Here is a 17,201-nt window from a genome sequence, read left to right as displayed (position 1 = left end):
GATGAGCCAGGCGGCACAGAACCTCAACTGGTTGATCACGAATTTCGTGGACAACACCCCGGGGGTGTCCCACACCGTCGTCGTGTCCGCCGACGGACTCCTCCTGGCGATGTCGGAGGGCTTCCCGCGCGACCGCGCGGACCAGCTCGCGGCTGTCGCCTCGGGGCTCACCTCGCTGACCGCGGGGGCGTCCCGGATCTTCGAGGGCGGCAACGTGGCGCAGACGGTCGTGGAGATGGAACGCGGGTTCCTCTTCCTCATGTCCGTCTCGGACGGCTCGTCCCTGGCCGTCCTCGCCCACCCGGAGTGCGACATCGGCCTCGTCGGCTACGAGATGGCGCTCCTGGTCGACCGCGCGGGCGCCGTACTCACGCCCGACCTGCGCGCTGAACTACAAGGAAGTCTGCTCCACTGATCGGCCCCGGCACCACCCGTGTTACCAAATCACCGTCCGGCCGCCACAATCCCCCCACCGGCCTCGTCAGACGGCACGACTGACCAACCTGCTGTCCCGCCCGGAGGATTCATGACCCCGCCCACCGCCTCTCATGATCCGTACGCGGAGCCGTACGAGGACGAGGGCGACCAGCCGCTGGTACGTCCGTACGCGATGACCGGCGGCCGGACCAGGCCGCGCTATCAGCTCGCCATCGAGGCGCTGATCAGCACGACGGCCGACCCGGCAGCGCTCATGGGGCTCCTGCCCGAGCACCAGCGCATCTGCCACCTGTGCCGCGAGGTGAAGTCGGTGGCCGAGGTGTCGGCCCTGCTGGCCATGCCGCTGGGCGTGGCCCGGATCCTGGTCGCGGACCTCGCGGAGGCCGGGATGGTCGCGGTTCACCAGCCGGGCGGCGACGAGAACAACGGCGGTGCGCCGGACGTGACACTGCTCGAAAGGGTGCTCAGTGGACTTCGAAAGCTCTGACGGAGGGCGGGCGACCACCTCCGCGAAGATCGTGGTGGCCGGCGGCTTCGGCGTCGGCAAGACCACGTTCGTGGGCGCCGTCTCCGAGATCAACCCCCTGCGCACGGAGGCCGTGATGACCTCCGCCAGCGCCGGGATCGACGACCTCACGCACGCCGGGGACAAGACGACCACCACGGTCGCCATGGACTTCGGCCGCATCACGCTCGACCAGGACCTGATCCTCTACCTGTTCGGCACGCCCGGCCAGGACCGCTTCTGGTTCATGTGGGACGACCTGGTGCGCGGCGCGATCGGCGCGGTCGTGCTGTGCGACACCCGCCGGCTGGCCGACTGCTTCCCGGCAGTGGACTACTTCGAGAACAGCGGCCTGCCCTTCGTCGTGGCGCTGAACGGCTTCGACGGACAGCAGCCGTACTCGCCGGACGAGGTGCGGGAGGCGCTGCAGATCGGGCCGGACACCCCGATCATCACGACCGACGCCCGGCACCGCGCCGACGCGAAGAGCGCGCTGATCACGCTGGTGGAACACGCGCTGATGGCGCGTCTGCGGTAGTACGCAGGCCGTAGCAGCCAAGTCGGCAGTGATCTACGGCAGTTGCCGTAGACGATACGGAGCCGACTGTGTCCTTTGACACGGTCGGCCCGGCCGTTCATAACGTTTCGGCAGAGGAATCGGGTGGTATCAACACGCGTCGCGGTCAACTGGTCTCGCTGCGCGCACGAACGCACCGTCTTTTGACGGGCCTCGCTCTTTATGACCGTTTTATCTGGGGCTTACATCACGTGTAACCCCCGCGTTCCACTGTTTGGAAGAGCGCAGGTCGCCGTGCTGGAATGCCAGAACTGCCCAATGGTCAACCACGCACGAGACGTACTCAGCGGTAGCACGTACTCGTCGACGGACTGGGCTCTGAGACACAGCGGCACGACGTAGGTGCCGACCGCCGAGAGGTTGTTGGTCGAGTGAGGCGAAGCAAGAACAGTCCCGAGCCATCGGCCCGGGGCAACTTCACCCCGCCGCCGCGTACAGCGGCGCCCACCCCCGTGCCCGCTGCGGAACCCAAGGAGGAGCCCGCCCCGAGCGGCGGCCGCTTCTCCCCGCGCAACTGGCGGGTGACCACCCGGCTGAACGCGATCCTGCTCATTCCCGTGCTGGTCGGCCTCGTCATGGGCGGCTTCCAGGTGAAGGGCTCGATCGACACCTGGCAGGACGCCGAGGACGCCGAGAGCACCGCGCGCCTGGTGCAGGCCTCGCTGAACTACGCGAACGCCCTCTACAACGAGCGCGACACCACCGCCGCCCCGCTCCTTGAGGGCAAGGGACAGAAGGACGACGCCGTCGTCAAGGCCCGCCAGGCCACCGACGAGGCGGCCGACGTCTTCGACGAGGCGGCGCAGGGCATGCCGTCCAAGCCCGGCCTGGAGCGCCGGCTGAAGGTCTTCCGCGAGCAGGAGCCCAAGCTCCAGTCGCTGCGCGTGGCCGCCTACACCCCCAAGCTCAAGGGCGTGGAGACCGAGGAGGGCTACACCGGCGTCGCCCACCCCCTGATGGAGTTCGCCAACGAGCTCGGTCTGGGCACCGGCAACATCACCTCCTACGGCCGTACCGTCTACGCGATCTCCCTGACCAAGGCGGCGCTCTCCCTGGAGCGTTCCATCGGCATGCACATGCTGGTCAAGCCGGGTCCCGAGCCGAGCCACCTCGCCAGCCAGCGCGTCGCCCTCTCCTCGTACGCCTACCTCGAGCGCATCGCGATCGAGGAGTACATCGGCGGCGGCACCGAGGCGGACGCGCAGAAGCTCGAGGACGCCGAGGCGCGGCTCAAGGAGGACGGCGCCGCCATGGCCAAGGAGGCCAAGGCCAAGGACCCGGACTACGTCCCACCGCCCTCCAACCCGACCACGATGGTCTCGGAGCTGGCCCAGCTGAGCTCCACGGACAGCGGCGCGCGGGCCGACCTGGCCGAGCAGGGCATCACGCCGGAAAACTGGTGGGCGGTCAACACCCTCAAGTTCGACGCCTACCAGAAGATCGAGTCGGACCTGGCCGACAAGGCGGTGACCGAGGCGTCCACGATCGCGGACGACGCCGAGCGGGACGCCTACATCACGGGTGCCGCGGTCGTGATCGCGCTGCTCGCCGCGTTCATCCTGGCCGGCATGGTGGCCCGCCAGATGAGCCGCTCCATGCGCCAGCTGCGCACCGCCGCCTTCGGCATCGCCGAGCAGCGCCTGCCGATGCTGGTCGACCAGCTCTCCCGCACCGACCCCGGCCGGGTCGACACCCGGGTCGCGCCGATCCCGATCACCTCGACCGACGAGATCGGCGAAGTCGCCCGCGCCTTCGACCAGGTGCACCGCGAGGCGGTCCGGCTCGCCTCCGAGCAGGCCCTGCTGCGGGGCAACATCAACGCGATCTTCACCAACCTGTCGCGCCGCAACCAGTCGCTGATCGAGGGCCAGCTGACCCTGATCACCGACCTGGAGAACAACGAGGCCGACCCCGACCAGCTGGAGAACCTCTTCCGGCTGGACCACCTGGCCACCCGCATGCGCCGCAACGGCGAGAACCTCCTGGTCCTCGCCGGCGAGGAGCCCGGCCGCCGCTGGGACCAGCCGGTCCCGCTGGTCGACGTGCTGCGCGCCGCCTCCTCCGAGGTGGAGCAGTACGAGCGCATCGAGCTGTCCGGTGTGCCCGAGGCCGAGATCCACGGCCGTGCGGTGACCGACCTCGTGCACCTGCTCGCCGAGCTGCTGGAGAACGCCACCACGTTCTCCTCCCCGCAGACCAAGGTCCGCGTCACCGCGACCCGCCTCCCCGACGGCCGCGTGATGGTCGAGATCCACGACAAGGGCATCGGCCTGACCGCCGAGGACTTCGCGGACATCAACCACAAGCTGGCCAACCCGCCGACCGTGGACGCCGCGATCTCGCAGCGCATGGGCCTGTTCGTGGTCGGCCGGCTGTCCGACCGGCACGGCATCCGCGTCCAGCTGCGCCCCTCCGGCGAGCAGGCGGGCACCACCTCGCTGGTCATGCTCCCGGACGCCATCACCCACGGTGGCGGCGGCGAGCACCAGCAGCGCGACGAGTTCACCGTCTCGCAGATCATCCCGGAGCAGAACATCCAGGGTGAGAACTTCGCGCAGGTCGGCCAGCCCATGCGGACCGCCGCCGAACTCGGCTTCGACGACAGCCGGTACTCCGACGTCCCCGACGACATACGCGAGCTCGACCCGGTCGGCCGCTCGCTGATGCGCGAGGAGCGCCGCGCGGCGCTGGAGGCCCAGTCGCACCCCGAGGCCGGCGGCCCGGAGGAGCACGGCGGCCGCGAGAACACCGAGGCACCCGGCTACCAGGACCAGTTCACCGGCCGGCAGCCGGTCTACGACCAGGGCCAGGGCGGCTACCAGGACCAGCAGACCGGCGGGTACGACCAGCAGGCGTACGCCGACCAGCAGCAGACGGCGTACCAGGACCGGCAGCAGGCGTACGACGAGCAGTACTTCGCGCCGAACGGCGGCCTGCCGCAGGGCGAGGGTTACCCGGCGGGCGGCGGCTACCCGGAGCCCTCGTACGGGGAAACGGCCGGCAACGGGCACCAGTCGGCCGGCTCGGGCGCGCAGGAGGGCTACTCGGCCTTCGAGCAGCGGCGCCACCAGGACGACTGGCCGCAGCAGGACGGCTACCAGAACGGCTATCCGGACCAGTACCCCTCCGGGGCACCGGAGACGGAATCCGTGCAGGCCGCTGACGTGAACGAGGCGGACCGCGTAGGCTTCGACCGTCCGGGTCCGGGCGCCTCCGCCACCCACGAGATGACCGACGCCGGTCTCCCCCGCCGCGGATCCGCCGCGGGCGGCGCGGGCGCGGGGCACGTGGGCCAGGAGACGCCGGCCGACACGGCCGGTGCGAACGGCACGGACAACTGGCGGTCGGCCAACGACGACCGCTGGCAGCAGGCCGCACAGCTGCGCAGGCCCAAGGCGGGCGGGGTGACCTCCTCGGGGCTGCCGCGCCGGGTACCCAAGGCCAACCTGGTCGAGGGCACCGCCGAATCCACTCCACAGGGAGGCCCACAGGTCTCCCGCGCTCCGGAGGACGTCCGGGGCAGGCTGAGCAACCTGCGGCGCGGCGTCGAACGGGGCCGCAGCGCAGGCAGTGAAACGAACGGCCAGGACACAAGGAATGAACACCGTGGTCCTGACAGCACCTACAACCAGGAGCGTTAGTGTGAGCCCGATGAGCCAGGCGGCACAGAACCTGAACTGGTTGATCACCAACTTCGTGGACAACACCCCGGGGGTGTCCCACACGGTGGTGGTCTCCGCCGACGGACTCCTTCTCGCGATGTCCGAAGGGTTCCCGCGCGACCGCGCCGACCAGCTCGCCGCCGTCGCGTCCGGCCTGACCTCGCTGACCGCCGGTGCCTCGCGCATCTTCGAGGGCGGCAGCGTGAACCAGACGGTTGTGGAGATGGAGCGGGGATTCCTCTTCATCATGTCCATCTCCGACGGATCCTCCCTCGCGGTTCTCGCACACCCGGAGGCGGACATCGGTCTCATTGGGTACGAGATGGCCCTTCTGGTGGACCGTGCCGGCACGGTCCTGACGCCCGACCTGCGGGCTGAGCTTCAAGGCAGCCTTCTCAACTAAAGGACAGACGGTGCGTTTTGGCGTCCCGTGGCCGTAAAGTTTCGGGACGCGGCTCCACAGTGATGGATGCCAGGCACAGTCGGAGGAGGAAAAAGTGGCAACACCCCCAGGCGGTCCGTCTTCGGGCAACTGGTCGTACGGCCCTGGCCAGGGCCGGAACGACGGCTCGGCGAACGGGTACGGCTACCCCTCCGTCCCGGACCACCGGCAGCCGTACGCCCCGCAGGGCCCCGGCCCTTCGCCGTACGACCAGCCGCAAGCTCCGCGCATCCAGCCCGTGCAGCCTCAGCGCCGCACCCCTGAGCCGGCGCCCGCCGGGGCGTCGAACAACCCCCTGGTGCGCCCGTACGCCATGACGGGCGGCCGCACCAGGCCGCGGTACCAGCTCGCCATCGAGGCGCTGGTGCACACCACCGCGCAGCCGCACCAGATGCAGGGCCAGCTGCCCGAGCATCAGCGGATCTGCAACCTCTGCCGGGAGATCAAGTCGGTGGCCGAGGTCTCGGCCCTCCTGACGATCCCTCTCGGCGTGGCCAGGATCCTCGTCGCCGACTTGGCGGAGGCGGGACTGGTCGCCATCCATCAGCCCGGCGGCGACGAGAACGCCGGCGGCCAGCCAGACGTGACACTGCTCGAAAGGGTGCTCAGTGGACTTCGCAAGCTCTAGCGGCGGTCCTTCCCGCTCCACCACTTCCGCGAAGATCGTGGTGGCGGGCGGCTTCGGCGTGGGCAAGACCACGTTCGTCGGCGCTGTCTCGGAGATCAATCCGCTGCGCACCGAGGCCGTGATGACATCCGCTTCGGCGGGCATCGACGACCTCACGCACACCGGGGACAAGACGACCACGACGGTCGCCATGGACTTCGGACGCATCACGCTCGACCAGGACCTGATCCTGTACCTCTTCGGTACGCCCGGCCAGGACCGCTTCTGGTTCATGTGGGACGACCTGGTGCGCGGCGCGATCGGCGCGATCGTGCTGGTCGACACGAGGCGGCTCGCCGACTGCTTCCCCGCCGTCGACTACTTCGAGAACAGCGGACTGCCGTTCGTGATCGCGCTGAACGGCTTCGACGGGCAGCAGCCGTACAACCCGGACGAAGTCCGGGAGGCTCTTCAGATCGGGCCGGACACGCCCATCATCACGACGGACGCGCGGCATCGGGCCGACGCGAAGTCGGCGCTGATCACGCTCGTGGAGCACGCGCTGATGGCGCGCCTGCGCTAGCCGCGCAGGCGGCACCCCGTCGCGCCGGGTTGCGCATCGCCCCCTGCGGCCACTGGGCTGCCGGGGGCGGTTTCGTTGCCGGGTGCGGGTGCGTCGTGGCTGGTCGCGCAGTTCCCCGCACCCCTGAGAACGCGAGCAGGGCCCCTCCTCAGGAGGGGCCCTGCTCACACATACATACAGGTCAGCGCCAGCTGTGGGGCGCGCGGAAACCCGGTTCGCGTTCCAGGCGGCGCCAGCCGGCGCGGACGCGGCCGCCGCCGTGGGTAGGGGCGATCTCGGCGGGGCGGGCGGCGGCGCGGGCGAGGAGGAGGGCCGTGATGGCGGCGACCTCCTCGGGCTCGGCGTGGCCCTTCTCGACGCGGATGTCGGCAGGGGACATGGTCGTGGCTCCTCGGGTCACTGCGGCGGGTTGCCGTGCTTGCGGGAGGGCAGGTCGGCGTGCTTGGTCTGCAGCATCGCCAGCGACTTGATCAGCACCTCGCGGGTCTCGGCGGGGTCGATCACGTCGTCGACCAGACCGCGCTCGGCCGCGTAGTACGGGTGCATCAGCTCGGTCTTGTACTCCTTGACCATGCGGGCCCGCATGGCCTCGGGGTCCTCGGCCTCGGCGATCTGGCGGCGGAAGATGACGTTGGCGGCGCCCTCGGCGCCCATCACGGCGATCTCGTTGGTCGGCCAGGCGTAGGTGAGGTCCGCGCCGATCGACTGGGAGTCCATGACGATGTAGGCGCCGCCGTAGGCCTTGCGGAGGATGAGGGAGATGCGGGGCACGGTCGCGTTGCAGTAGGCGTAGAGCAGCTTGGCGCCGTGGCGGATGATGCCGCCGTGCTCCTGGTCGACGCCCGGGAGGAAGCCGGGGACGTCCAGGAGGGTCAGGATCGGGATGTTGAAGGCGTCGCACATCTGGACGAAGCGGGCGGCCTTCTCGGACGCCTCGATGTCCAGGACGCCTGCCAGGGCCCGCGGCTGGTTGGCGACGATGCCGACGACCTGGCCGTCCAGGCGGGCCAGGGCGCAGATGATGTTGCGCGCCCAGCGCTCGTGGACCTCGAGGTACTCGCCGTCGTCGACGATCTCCTCGATGACCTTGGCCATGTCGTACGGGCGGTTGCCGTCGGCCGGGACCAGGTCGAGAAGGGTGTCGCCGCGGCGGTCCGCGGGGTCGCCGCACTCGTGGCGGGGCGGGTTCTCCCGGTTGTTCTGCGGCAGCAACGACAGCAGGTAGCGGACCTCGGCGAGGCACGTCTCCTCGTCGTCGTAGGCGAAGTGGGCGACGCCGGAGGTCTCGGCGTGCACGTCCGCGCCGCCGAGGCCGTTCTGCGTGATCTCCTCGCCGGTGACGGCCTTGACCACGTCCGGGCCGGTGATGAACATCTGCGAGGTGTCGCGGACCATGAACACGAAGTCCGTCAGGGCGGGGCTGTAGGCCGCGCCGCCCGCGCACGGGCCGAGCATCACGCTGATCTGCGGGATGACACCGGACGCCTTCGTGTTGCGCTGGAAGATGCCGCCGTAGCCCGCGAGAGCGGACACGCCTTCCTGGATGCGGGCGCCGGCACCGTCGTTCAACGACACCAGCGGGGCACCGGCCGCGATGGCCATGTCCATGATCTTGTGGATCTTCGTGGCGTGGGCCTCGCCCAGCGCACCGCCGAAGATCCGGAAGTCGTGCGCGTAGACGAAGACCGTACGGCCCTCGACCGTGCCCCAGCCGGTGATGACACCGTCCGTGTAGGGCTTCTTGCTCTCCAGGCCGAAACCGGTCGCCCGGTGCCGGCGCAGCTGCTCGACCTCCCGGAAGGACCCGGGGTCCAGGAGCAGTTCGATGCGCTCCCGCGCGGTCAGCTTGCCCTTGGCGTGCTGCGCCGCCGTCGCCTTCTCGCTCGGTCCGGCCAGTGCCTGCGCACGGATCTCGTGCAGCTCGGCGACCCGCCCGCGCGCGTCCGTCGGCTCACCCGGCGCCTCATCCAAAACGGTCATGTAGCGACTCTACGAACCCGACCAAGGATTGCGAGCCGTCGACTCTGTACAGTCTCCGGCGCGTTTTCCTGGTAGCACTGAACAGAACCCCCATGACATGCAGCCGTTTCGACTGCTCAGAGGGCCTGCTGCTTGTAGGGGTCGCACAAAGTCCCTAGCTGAGAGTCACCTCACATTCATGGGTGGTACATACCACCCCTGGAGTGACGCGGAGGCGCAGTCGGCGGCCTGCGGCGAGGATCTCGACCGTCTCGTCGGCCCGCACCACCCCTCGCACCGGGCGGTCCCAGATGATCTCCAGCGGCTCTCCGGTGCGCGGCGGTTCGCTCACGCAGAGGGTAGCGGTGCGGCCCCGGCTCCGGACCAGCACACTCGCCCCCGCGGTGGCGGTGAGCGGCCCCGCCGTGCCGGCCTGCCAGAAGTTGGCCGCCGTGAGGCCGAGCGGGTGAACGGTGACGGCCTGGCGGCGGGCGTCGTTGGCGAGGACGGTGAGCCGGCGGCGGTCGGCGGCGCGGCGTGCGACGGCCCCGCGGGAGGCGCCCGGCAAGAGGACGTAGTGGTACCCGGCGTCCTCCGGATCGGTGCCGTGGTCGAGCCAGAGGGTCTGCCAGCGGCGGGTGCGGCGCTCGGTGGTGCTGGTGGTGTTGATGTCGGACCAGGCGCCGGTGCGGTCCTCGCGCAGGGTCCGCAGGTCGCCGTCGGGCACGATCCAGCCGCCGTGGCCCTCCAGGTGGGCCCAGTGCCGGCCGCGGACGAGGGCCTGGGTGCCGCCCCCGCCCAGGTTGCGGTTGTCGACGACCGTTTCGACCGGGACGCCGTCCGCGCAGGTGATGCCGGCGCCGAGGCAGACCACCTCGTCGTCGAGGAAGAACCAGGACTTGCGGGCTTCGAGGGTGGAGCCGAGGCCCTTGAGGTGCTGGCCGACGGCCGCGTACTCGCCGTCGGTGGTGCCGCCGACCCAGCGCACGTCGGGCTTGGGCGCGCCCCATTCGCCGCCCGCCCGGTCGGGCAGGCGCTTGGTGGAGACGGTGGTGCCGGGCAGCCGGTACCAGTCGACGGTCGGCCAGAACCAGTCTGTGTATTGATCGGACCGGTCGGACCGGTCGGACCGGTCGGACGCGGCGCCGTTCGCCCACCAGGTGAGCAGGCCCGCGCCGGTGTGCCAGCCGCGCGGGTTCTCGCCGTTGCCGCACTCGTAGTGCGCGATGCGGTCGCTGGCCATGGCGAGGCCCGCGGTGAAGGCGGGGCGGCGGTGGACGGCGCGGTCCATGGCGGCGAAGAGGCGGTGCTCCGTGGGCTCGGGCGCGGCCTGGACGGGCGCGTCGGCGATCGCGTGCAGCCGCGCCAGGTCGGCGACCGGGAACTGCCGGGCCGCAAGGATCGGGGCGACGGTGTCCCGTTCGATCCAGCCCTTGATCCGGGCGTGCCAGCGCTCGCGCTCGGCATCGCTCGCGCCGCCCGCGAGGACCGCCATGGCCGCGATGAGCTGCTGCCCGTGGAAGTGGTCGCCGCGCATGACGTGCAGGTCGTCGCTTTTGAGGTAGCCCCGGCTGATGGCGCGCCCGTTCACGGTGTCCATGACGAGTCCGTCGTGGACGAGGGGCGCGTAGGCGTGCTCGACGCTGTCCAGGATGATCTGCCTGCCGGGGTCCGTCACCGCCCAGTCCGACTCCGCGAGCAGGGTGAAGAGGCGGCCGAGGCCGTCCAGCATGACCTGGCCGTACGTCCCGGAGTAGGCGACCCAGGTGTGCTGCACGAAGGAGCCGTCGGCGTAGAGGCCGTCGCCCTTCGTGACGTACGGGAAGACCGGTGAGAGGGCGTCGCGGGCCAGGGCGATCTTGTCGGGGGCCCGGCCCAGGATGCCGCGCAGGGCGACGGAGCGGCACAGGTCGACGCGGTTGGCGCCGGTGGAGGTGCCGGAGTAGTCGCGGAGCACGGCGTCGGGGATGAAGTGGTCGACGGCGGCGCAGGCGGCGGCGGTGCGGTCGGGGCCGAGGTGGTCGTGGAGGGCGGCCGTGATGTCCGTCAGGAGGCGGGGGCTGCCGATCTGCCACTCCCACCAGTTGCCGTAACGGGTGGTGGAGGGGTTGTAGACGGTGGCCGAGAGGTGGTCGAACCCTCGGAGGATGTCGGCGAGGAGGGCCTGGTCGCCGGTGGAGCCGGTTCCCTGCTGGACGTAGGCCTGGGTCATGGTCCACAGGCGGCTGTAGGCGAAGGTGATGCCGGCGGGCGGGTCGAAGGGGTGGCCCGGCCACAGGGAGGTGGGGGTGGGCGTCATGGCGGCGCGGTGGTCGCGGGCGCGGGCGCCGGTCTCGGCGAGGCGGGAGGCGTACGGTTCGGCTGCCGGGTCGTAGTCGGTGCCGAGGGCGATGTCGAGCCAGCGGCGGCGGAGGGTGTCGTAGGGGTCGGCGCGGGCCGCGGCGGGCGCGGGGCCGCCGAGGGCCGGGGTGAGCGTGGCGGCCAGGACGGGGGCGAGGAGAAAGGTGCGGCGGGTGGGACCGGCGGCGGTCCGGCGGGCGTGCGGCCACATGGAGGTCATGCTCATGACCCTTCCCCGTTCCGGGGTCCGCCAGGCGGCGGTACGGGAGCTGCGGTGGCGGGCGGACCGGGTTACGAAAGGTGGGCCTGCCCGTGCCCCACCGAGCCCTACCGCCGTTCCGGTTCGCCCGTGTTCCGGGGCGTTCCGACCTGCGACGAGGTGACCATGCGTCTGCTGCTCGTGCATCCCAGCGCCCTGATGTACTCCGAGATCTTCCTCCGCCTGGAACCACTCGGCCTCGAACGGGTGGCGGGCGCGGCCCGCGAGGCCGGGCACGAGGTGCGGGTCGTGGACCGCCAGGTGCTCAGCGAGCGGGTGCTGCGCGACGAGGTGCGGTCGTTCCGGCCCGAGGCCCTCGGGATCTCGCTCAACTACCTGGCGAACATCCCGGAGGCGATCGAGCTGGCGGTGAAGGTGAAGCGGGAGATCCCGGACTGCTTCGTCTTCTTCGGCGGGCACAGCGTCTCGTTCGTCGCCGAGGACGTGCTGGAGCAGGCGGCCGGGGCGGTGGACGCGGTGGTCCGGGGCGAGGGCGAGCCGGCGATCGCGCCGCTGCTGGAGGCGGTGCGCGACGGCGGCGTGGACGGCGTCCCCGGCATCATCACCGCCGCCGGGCGCGGGCCCGCGCCGCTGATGATGCACGGCATCGACTCCCCGCTCCCGGCCCGCGACCTGATGCGCAACCGGCGCCGCTACTTCATCGGCGAACTGGACCCGTGCGCCTCCATCGAGTTCACCCGGGGCTGCCCCTGGGACTGCTCGTTCTGCTCGGCCTGGACGTTCTACGGCCGCAGCTACCGCAAGGCCTCCCCCGAGGCGGCGGCCGAGGACCTGGCGCGGGTCCGCGAGCCCAACGTGTTCATCGTGGACGACGTGGCCTTCATCCGGCCCGAGCACGGCAACGCCATCGCCGACGAGGTGGAGCGGCGCGGCATCCGCAAGCAGTATTACCTGGAGACGCGCAGCGACGTGCTGCTGCGCCACCCCGAGGTCTTCGAACGGTGGGCGCGGCTCGGCCTGCGGTACATGTTCCTGGGCATGGAGGCCATCGACGCCGAGGGCCTGGACCTGTTCCGCAAGCGGATCAGCCCGGACGAGAACTTCCGGGCGCTGGAGGCGGCCCGCCGCATGGGCATCCAGGTCGCCATCAACCTGATCGTGGACCCGGCCTGGGACGAGGAGCGTTTCCGGGTCGTACGGGAGTTCGCGCTGTCGGTGCCGGAGATCGTCCACTTCACGGTGATGACGCCGTACCCGGGCACGGAGATCTGGCACACCGAGTCCCGCCGCCTGACCACCCGGGACTACCGCCTCTTCGACATCCAGCACGCGGTGGTGCCGACGACACTGCCGCTGGAGCGGTTCTACGAGGAGCTGGTGCGCACCCAGGCGGTGATCAACCGCAAGCACCTCGGCCTGAGGACGGCGCTGGGCGCGGCCCGCGTCCTCGGCGGCAACCTGTTGCGCGGGCAGACGAACTTCGCGCGGATGCTGTGGAAGTTCAACCAGGTCTACAACCCGCGCCGGCAGTTCGCGGACCACGGTATGCCGGTCCGGTACGAACTCCCGCTGCCGCGGCCCGTGGACGTCGGGGACCGGCGGCAGCTGTACGTGCACACCCGGCCGGCTCCGCAGACTTCGCCGCCACGCCGGCCGTAACCGTTGAAGGTTGTACGGAATAGGTCTACAGTCGAGACCGTTGGATTGGTTGAACATTCAACATCACGCCCCGACCTTTCTGGAGGACGCCATGACCACCACCCCCGACCTCGCGACCCTGACCGGCGAGTACACGATCGACCCGTCCCACACGACGATCGGCTTCACGGCGCGCCACGCCATGGTCACCAACGTCAAGGGCAAGTTCCTCGACTTCAGCGGCACGCTCCACCTGGACGGCACCGACCCCGCGAAGTCCACCGCGGCCCTCGACGTCACGATGGACAGCATCGACACGGGCTCCGCCGACCGCGACGGCCACCTCAAGAGCTCGGACTTCTTCAAGACGGACGAGTTCCCGAAGATGACCTTCCGTTCCACCAGGGCGGAGTCGCTGGGAGGCGACGACTACCGCATCACCGGCGACCTCACGATCCTCGGCACCACCCGGCCGATCAGCATCGACCTGGAGTTCAACGGCGCCGCCAAGGACCCGTTCGGCAACGAGCGCGTCGGCTTCGAGGGCAAGGCGGAGATCAAGCGCTCGGAGTGGGGTCTGACCTGGAACGCGGCCCTGGAGACGGGCGGCGTGCTGGTCTCCGACAAGATCAAGCTGAACTTCGACATCTCGGCGATCAAGCAGGCATGAGTTCCACGTCGTCGGCGGCCCGGACCCGGATGCGCCGGCCGGGCCAGCCGATCGTCCGGTAGATCGTGTTGTACTGCGCGACCGAGGCGTCCGCCGGGACCAGGTGGCCCGCGTCCGCGGCCGTCCGGCGTGACGTGGTGTGCCCGTCGGCCACGACGACCAGGTCGTACCCCCGGCTCAGTGCCTGCCGTGCCGTGGTGTCCACGCAGATCTCCGTGGCGAACCCGGTGACGATCACCTCGGTGACGCCGAGCGCCTTCAGGAGGGCGTCGAGACCGGTGCCGAGGAAGCTGTCCGGGGTCGTCTTGTCGACGACCGGCTCACCCTCCCGCGGCGCCAGCTCCGGAACCACCCGCCACCCGTCGGTGCCGGGCTCCATGCCCTCGCCGCGCTGCCGGACGGTCACGACCGGCACACCGGCCGCCCTGGCCCGCTCGCTCAGTCCGGCGATCGCGGCCACCGTCTCGGCGGCCCGGTGCGCCATGGCGACGGTGGCGTACTGCATGTCGATGACGAGGAGCGCGGCGGCGGACGGCATGGGCTCACCGTAGTGGCGCACCCCGTCCCGGTGCCGCCCCTTTTCCGAGCAGCTCCCGGACGTGGTCCAGCGCCACGGCGAAGGGGTCGGGCGGCACACCCGTCCCGTACCCGACCAGCGCCCCCTCGTGAAGCAGCATCAGGGTGCGCGCGAGACGGTCCCCGCCGGCCGCCCCGGCCTCCCGGGCGAGGCCGGTGAACAGGTCGAGCATCCAGCGCTTCTGCCCCGCGATGACGGAGTACGCCGGATGCGCCGGGTCGTTGATCTCCGCCCGCGCGTTGATCATGCTGCACCCCCTCGACCCGTACTCCGCCGCCCACGCCCGCGAGGCCTCGAAGACGGCCGCGATCCTGGCCGCCGCCCCCTCCCCCGCCGCGTCCAGCCGCCCGGCGAGCAGCTCCCGCCAGCGCTCGTCACGTCCGGCCAGGTACTCCACGACGATCTGCTCCTTGGAGCCGAACCGGTCGTACAGCGTCTTCTTGGTCACCCCGGCCTCGGCGGCGATGAGGTCCACGCCCACGGCGTGGATGCCGCGCTCGTAGAACAGCCGCTCGGCGGCTTCCAGTACGCGTCGCGCACCCGGCGTCATCCGGACGCGGTGCGGCTTCACCTCTTCACCCATGACCACGAGTATACCGATCTGTATAGTGGGCACCCGGGACCAGTAAACCGATCTGTCTACTTTGGATGTGGTCGACGTGAACGCCCTGCTCTCGGTCGCCTTCGTACTGTGCTGGAGCTCAGGTTTCATCGGCGCCAAGCTCGGCGCGGGGACCGCGGACGCGAGCACGCTCCTCATGTGGCGCTTCCTGCCGCTCGCCGTGGCCCTCGTCGCGGCCGCGGCCGTCTCCCGGCCGGCGTGGCGGGGGCTGACGCTCCGGGACACCGGCCGGCAGGCCGCCATCGGAGCACTGTCCCAGAGCGGCTACCTGCTCAGCGTCTACTACGCCATCCAGCTCGGCGTCTCCAGCGGCACCACCGCCCTGATCGACGGCGTCCAGCCGCTCGTCGCCGGTGCGCTCGCCGGGCCCGTGCTGCGGCAGTACGTGACACGCCGGCAGTGGCTGGGACTGTGGCTGGGCCTGGCCGGTGTCGCCACGGTGACCGTGGCCGACGCCGGGGCGGCGGGCGCGGACGTGGCCTGGTGGGCGTACTTCATACCCTTCCTCGGCATGCTGTCCCTGGTGGCGGCCACCTTCCTGGAGGGCCGCTCCCGCGCGCCGGTCGCTCCCCGGGCGGCGCTCACGATCCACTGCCTGACCAGTGCCGTCCTCTTCTCGGCGCTGGCGGTGGGCACCGGGGCGGCGGCACCGCCCGCCGACTCCTCGTTCTGGGTGGCGACCGCCTGGCTGGTGGTGCTGCCCACCTTCGGCGGCTACGGGCTGTACTGGCTGATCCTGCGCCGGTCGGGCATCACCGAGGTCAACACGCTCATGTTCCTGATGGCTCCGGTCACGGCCGTGTGGGGTGCTCTGATGTTCGGCGAGCACTTCGGCCCGCAGACCGCGTTCGGCCTGGCCGTGGGCCTCGCGGCCGTCGTCGTCGTACGGCGCGGGCGCAAGACCGCCCCCGCCCCTCGCCCCGGGCCGCTGAAGCGACCGGCCCGCACGGTCCCGTCCCGGCGCACCTGAGCTCAGAAGCCTCCGCCGAAGTCCCCGCCGCCGCCGAATCCGCCGCCACCCCCGAAGTCGCCGCCGCCGAAGCCGCCGCCGAAGTCACCGGGGTCGAAGTCGGCGCCGGAGACGTCGCCGCCCGCGTAACCGCCGAAGTCCCCGTACCCGGCGCCGTACCCCGCCCCGTAGGCCGGACCGGCCATCATGCTGCCCAGCATCGTGCCGACGAGCAGGCCGGGCAGGATGCCACCGCCGAAGTAGCCGCCTGCCCAGGGGCCGTAGGCCGGGCCCGCGTCCCAGTAGGGGCGGCGGCCGTACTCGGTGTCCACCTCGCGGATCACCGGGTCCCGCCCCTCGGACAACCGGGTCCGGTCGGCCGCGCAGACCGGTACCTGGCGGGTGGTGCCGCCCGGCGGCGTCCAGGTGACGTCGGCGACCGAGGGACCGTGGCGCGGGTCGAAGAAGCAGGGCGGGCGGCGTTCGGGCAGCTGCCTGCCCTCGCGGCGGGCGGCGAGCTGGGCCAGCGAGAAGCGGCCGTCCTCCAGAGCCTGGGTGACCGCGCGGACGTCCTCCGGTTTGCGGGCGTCCGCCATGTACGTCTTGGCCTGCTCGTAGGCGTCGAGGGCACGTTCGTAGTCGGTGCGCATCGCGTCGTCGGCGCCCGGCTCTCCGGGGTGGAAGTCCAGCCGGTCCAGTTCCTCGCCGAACGCCGTGATGTCCTCGTCGACCACCACCCGCAGCCGTTCCAGCGCCTCCCGCTGCTCCTCCTCGCGACGGCGCCGGTTGCGCCGCGAGACCGCGTAGACGCCCGCGCCGCCGGCCACCACGACCGCGCCCGCGGTGATCAGGGCACCCGTAGAGACGGCACCGCCGCCGCCGGAGTCCCAGGACGCCGGGGCGGAGCCGCGGACGCTGCGCAGCGCGTCGTCGACGAAGTCGTTGAGCTGGGCCTTGGGGTCGCCCGCGCCCTGCGCGGCCGTGACGAGGTTGTTCACCCCCTGGCGGCTCAGCACGCTGCTGTCGGCGCGCGCGTCGAACCGGTCGCCGAGCCGGACGCCGTACAGGCCGGTGATGCCGGTCTCGGTGCGCAGGTTCCGGAAGAGGTTCTCGGTCGGGTAGCCGGCCGGGAGGACCGCGACGAAGACGGGTTCGTCCGCGTCCTCGATCTTGTCGGCGAGCGCCTCGGCGTCCGACTTCGACAGCAGGTCGGTGGCGGCCGGGTCCACGTACACGGGACTCTCGCGCAGGGCCGCGCCGATCTCCGAGACGTCGGTGGCCGCCTGTGCGCCGGGCGCACCGGCCATCAGCACCGCCAGGGCGGCGACGACCGGCGCGACCAGGAGGCGTATGAGGACTCGAACGCGTACGTCCTTCATACGTTCGAAAGTACCCGAATCGACCTCAATAAG

16 protein-coding genes are annotated in these 17,201 nt (G+C 71.0%); 10 read left to right on the top strand and 6 right to left on the bottom strand.

Going from position 1 to position 17,201, the window contains the following annotated elements; translation table 11 throughout:
* Position 1 precedes the first annotated feature (1 nt).
* The 7 genes from ACFW47_RS27940 to ACFW47_RS27910 all read left to right on the top strand — a co-directional run bounded on the left by ACFW47_RS27940 (position 2) and on the right by ACFW47_RS27910 (position 6,814).
* A complete protein-coding gene (locus ACFW47_RS27940; protein WP_003973453.1) occupies positions 2-415 on the top strand; it encodes a roadblock/LC7 domain-containing protein in 414 nt (137 codons plus the stop codon).
* Between the two features lie 111 nt (positions 416-526).
* Entirely contained in the window at positions 527-925 is a 399-nt protein-coding gene (locus ACFW47_RS27935) for a DUF742 domain-containing protein (protein WP_007387727.1), read from the top strand.
* Positions 906-1,481 carry an ATP/GTP-binding protein gene (locus ACFW47_RS27930; RefSeq protein WP_003973455.1) on the top strand — a complete coding sequence of 192 codons (576 nt, stop codon included), beginning with the start codon at positions 906-908 and terminating at the stop codon, positions 1,479-1,481. Before ACFW47_RS27935 ends, ACFW47_RS27930 begins: the two co-directional genes overlap by 20 nt.
* Positions 1,482-1,891: 410 nt before the next feature.
* Positions 1,892-5,161 carry a nitrate- and nitrite sensing domain-containing protein gene (locus ACFW47_RS27925; protein WP_386284775.1) on the top strand — a complete coding sequence of 1,090 codons (3,270 nt, stop codon included), beginning with the start codon at positions 1,892-1,894 and terminating at the stop codon, positions 5,159-5,161.
* Positions 5,162-5,171: 10 nt separating this feature from the next.
* On the top strand, positions 5,172-5,585 hold the full coding sequence (locus tag ACFW47_RS27920) for a roadblock/LC7 domain-containing protein (RefSeq protein ID WP_004983065.1): 414 nt from the start codon (positions 5,172-5,174) through the stop codon (positions 5,583-5,585).
* 94 nt (positions 5,586-5,679) lie between these two features.
* The gene (locus ACFW47_RS27915) at positions 5,680-6,252 is read left to right on the top strand and encodes a DUF742 domain-containing protein (RefSeq protein WP_073731626.1); all 573 of its coding nucleotides are present in this window, start codon (positions 5,680-5,682) and stop codon (positions 6,250-6,252) included.
* Entirely contained in the window at positions 6,233-6,814 is a 582-nt protein-coding gene (locus ACFW47_RS27910) for an ATP/GTP-binding protein (protein ID WP_009314218.1), read from the top strand. The genes ACFW47_RS27915 and ACFW47_RS27910 overlap by 20 nt, the downstream gene beginning before the upstream one ends.
* A 181-nt stretch (positions 6,815-6,995) precedes the next feature.
* On the opposite strand, the gene ACFW47_RS27905 is transcribed toward ACFW47_RS27910, so the two are convergent.
* From ACFW47_RS27905 to ACFW47_RS27895, 3 genes are all read right to left on the bottom strand, one after another.
* On the bottom strand, positions 6,996-7,193 hold the full coding sequence (locus tag ACFW47_RS27905; RefSeq protein ID WP_019328726.1) for an acyl-CoA carboxylase epsilon subunit: 198 nt from the start codon (positions 7,191-7,193) through the stop codon (positions 6,996-6,998).
* A gap of 17 nt (positions 7,194-7,210) precedes the next feature.
* Entirely contained in the window at positions 7,211-8,794 is a 1,584-nt protein-coding gene (locus tag ACFW47_RS27900) for an acyl-CoA carboxylase subunit beta (protein WP_386307482.1), read from the bottom strand.
* A gap of 154 nt (positions 8,795-8,948) precedes the next feature.
* The gene (locus ACFW47_RS27895; RefSeq protein ID WP_386284768.1) at positions 8,949-11,339 is read right to left on the bottom strand and encodes a polysaccharide lyase 8 family protein; all 2,391 of its coding nucleotides are present in this window, start codon (positions 11,337-11,339) and stop codon (positions 8,949-8,951) included.
* A gap of 159 nt (positions 11,340-11,498) precedes the next feature.
* Here ACFW47_RS27895 and hpnR point away from each other — a divergent pair, with 159 nt between their 5' ends.
* Positions 11,499-12,992: a hopanoid C-3 methylase HpnR gene (gene hpnR, locus ACFW47_RS27890; RefSeq protein WP_386284766.1), complete on the top strand. Its 1,494-nt coding sequence runs from the start codon at positions 11,499-11,501 to the stop codon at positions 12,990-12,992.
* Positions 12,993-13,083: 91 nt separating this feature from the next.
* Positions 13,084-13,641, top strand: coding sequence for a YceI family protein (locus tag ACFW47_RS27885; protein WP_386284763.1), 558 nt, complete (start codon positions 13,084-13,086; stop codon positions 13,639-13,641).
* Here ACFW47_RS27885 and ACFW47_RS27880 read toward each other — a convergent pair.
* Positions 13,628-14,179, bottom strand: a complete 552-nt coding sequence (locus tag ACFW47_RS27880; protein ID WP_386284761.1) for a cysteine hydrolase family protein — start codon at positions 14,177-14,179, stop codon at positions 13,628-13,630. The genes ACFW47_RS27885 and ACFW47_RS27880 overlap by 14 nt on opposite strands.
* Positions 14,180-14,183: 4 nt before the next feature.
* Positions 14,184-14,801, bottom strand: coding sequence for a TetR/AcrR family transcriptional regulator (locus ACFW47_RS27875; RefSeq protein ID WP_386307481.1), 618 nt, complete (start codon positions 14,799-14,801; stop codon positions 14,184-14,186).
* 76 nt (positions 14,802-14,877) lie between these two features.
* Here ACFW47_RS27875 and ACFW47_RS27870 point away from each other — a divergent pair, with 76 nt between their 5' ends.
* On the top strand, positions 14,878-15,810 hold the full coding sequence (locus ACFW47_RS27870; RefSeq protein ID WP_386285072.1) for a DMT family transporter: 933 nt from the start codon (positions 14,878-14,880) through the stop codon (positions 15,808-15,810).
* 2 nt (positions 15,811-15,812) lie between these two features.
* Here the strand turns inward: ACFW47_RS27870 and ACFW47_RS27865 are convergent, their stop codons facing one another.
* Entirely contained in the window at positions 15,813-17,168 is a 1,356-nt protein-coding gene (locus ACFW47_RS27865) for a hypothetical protein (RefSeq protein ID WP_386307480.1), read from the bottom strand.
* Positions 17,169-17,201 lie beyond the last annotated feature (33 nt).

The organism is Streptomyces sp. NPDC058796, assembly GCF_042745235.1.
Lineage (GTDB): Bacteria > Actinomycetota > Actinomycetes > Streptomycetales > Streptomycetaceae > Streptomyces.
Note: the sequence above shows the minus strand (reverse complement) of the source record. Positions and strands in the feature narration are given on the sequence as shown.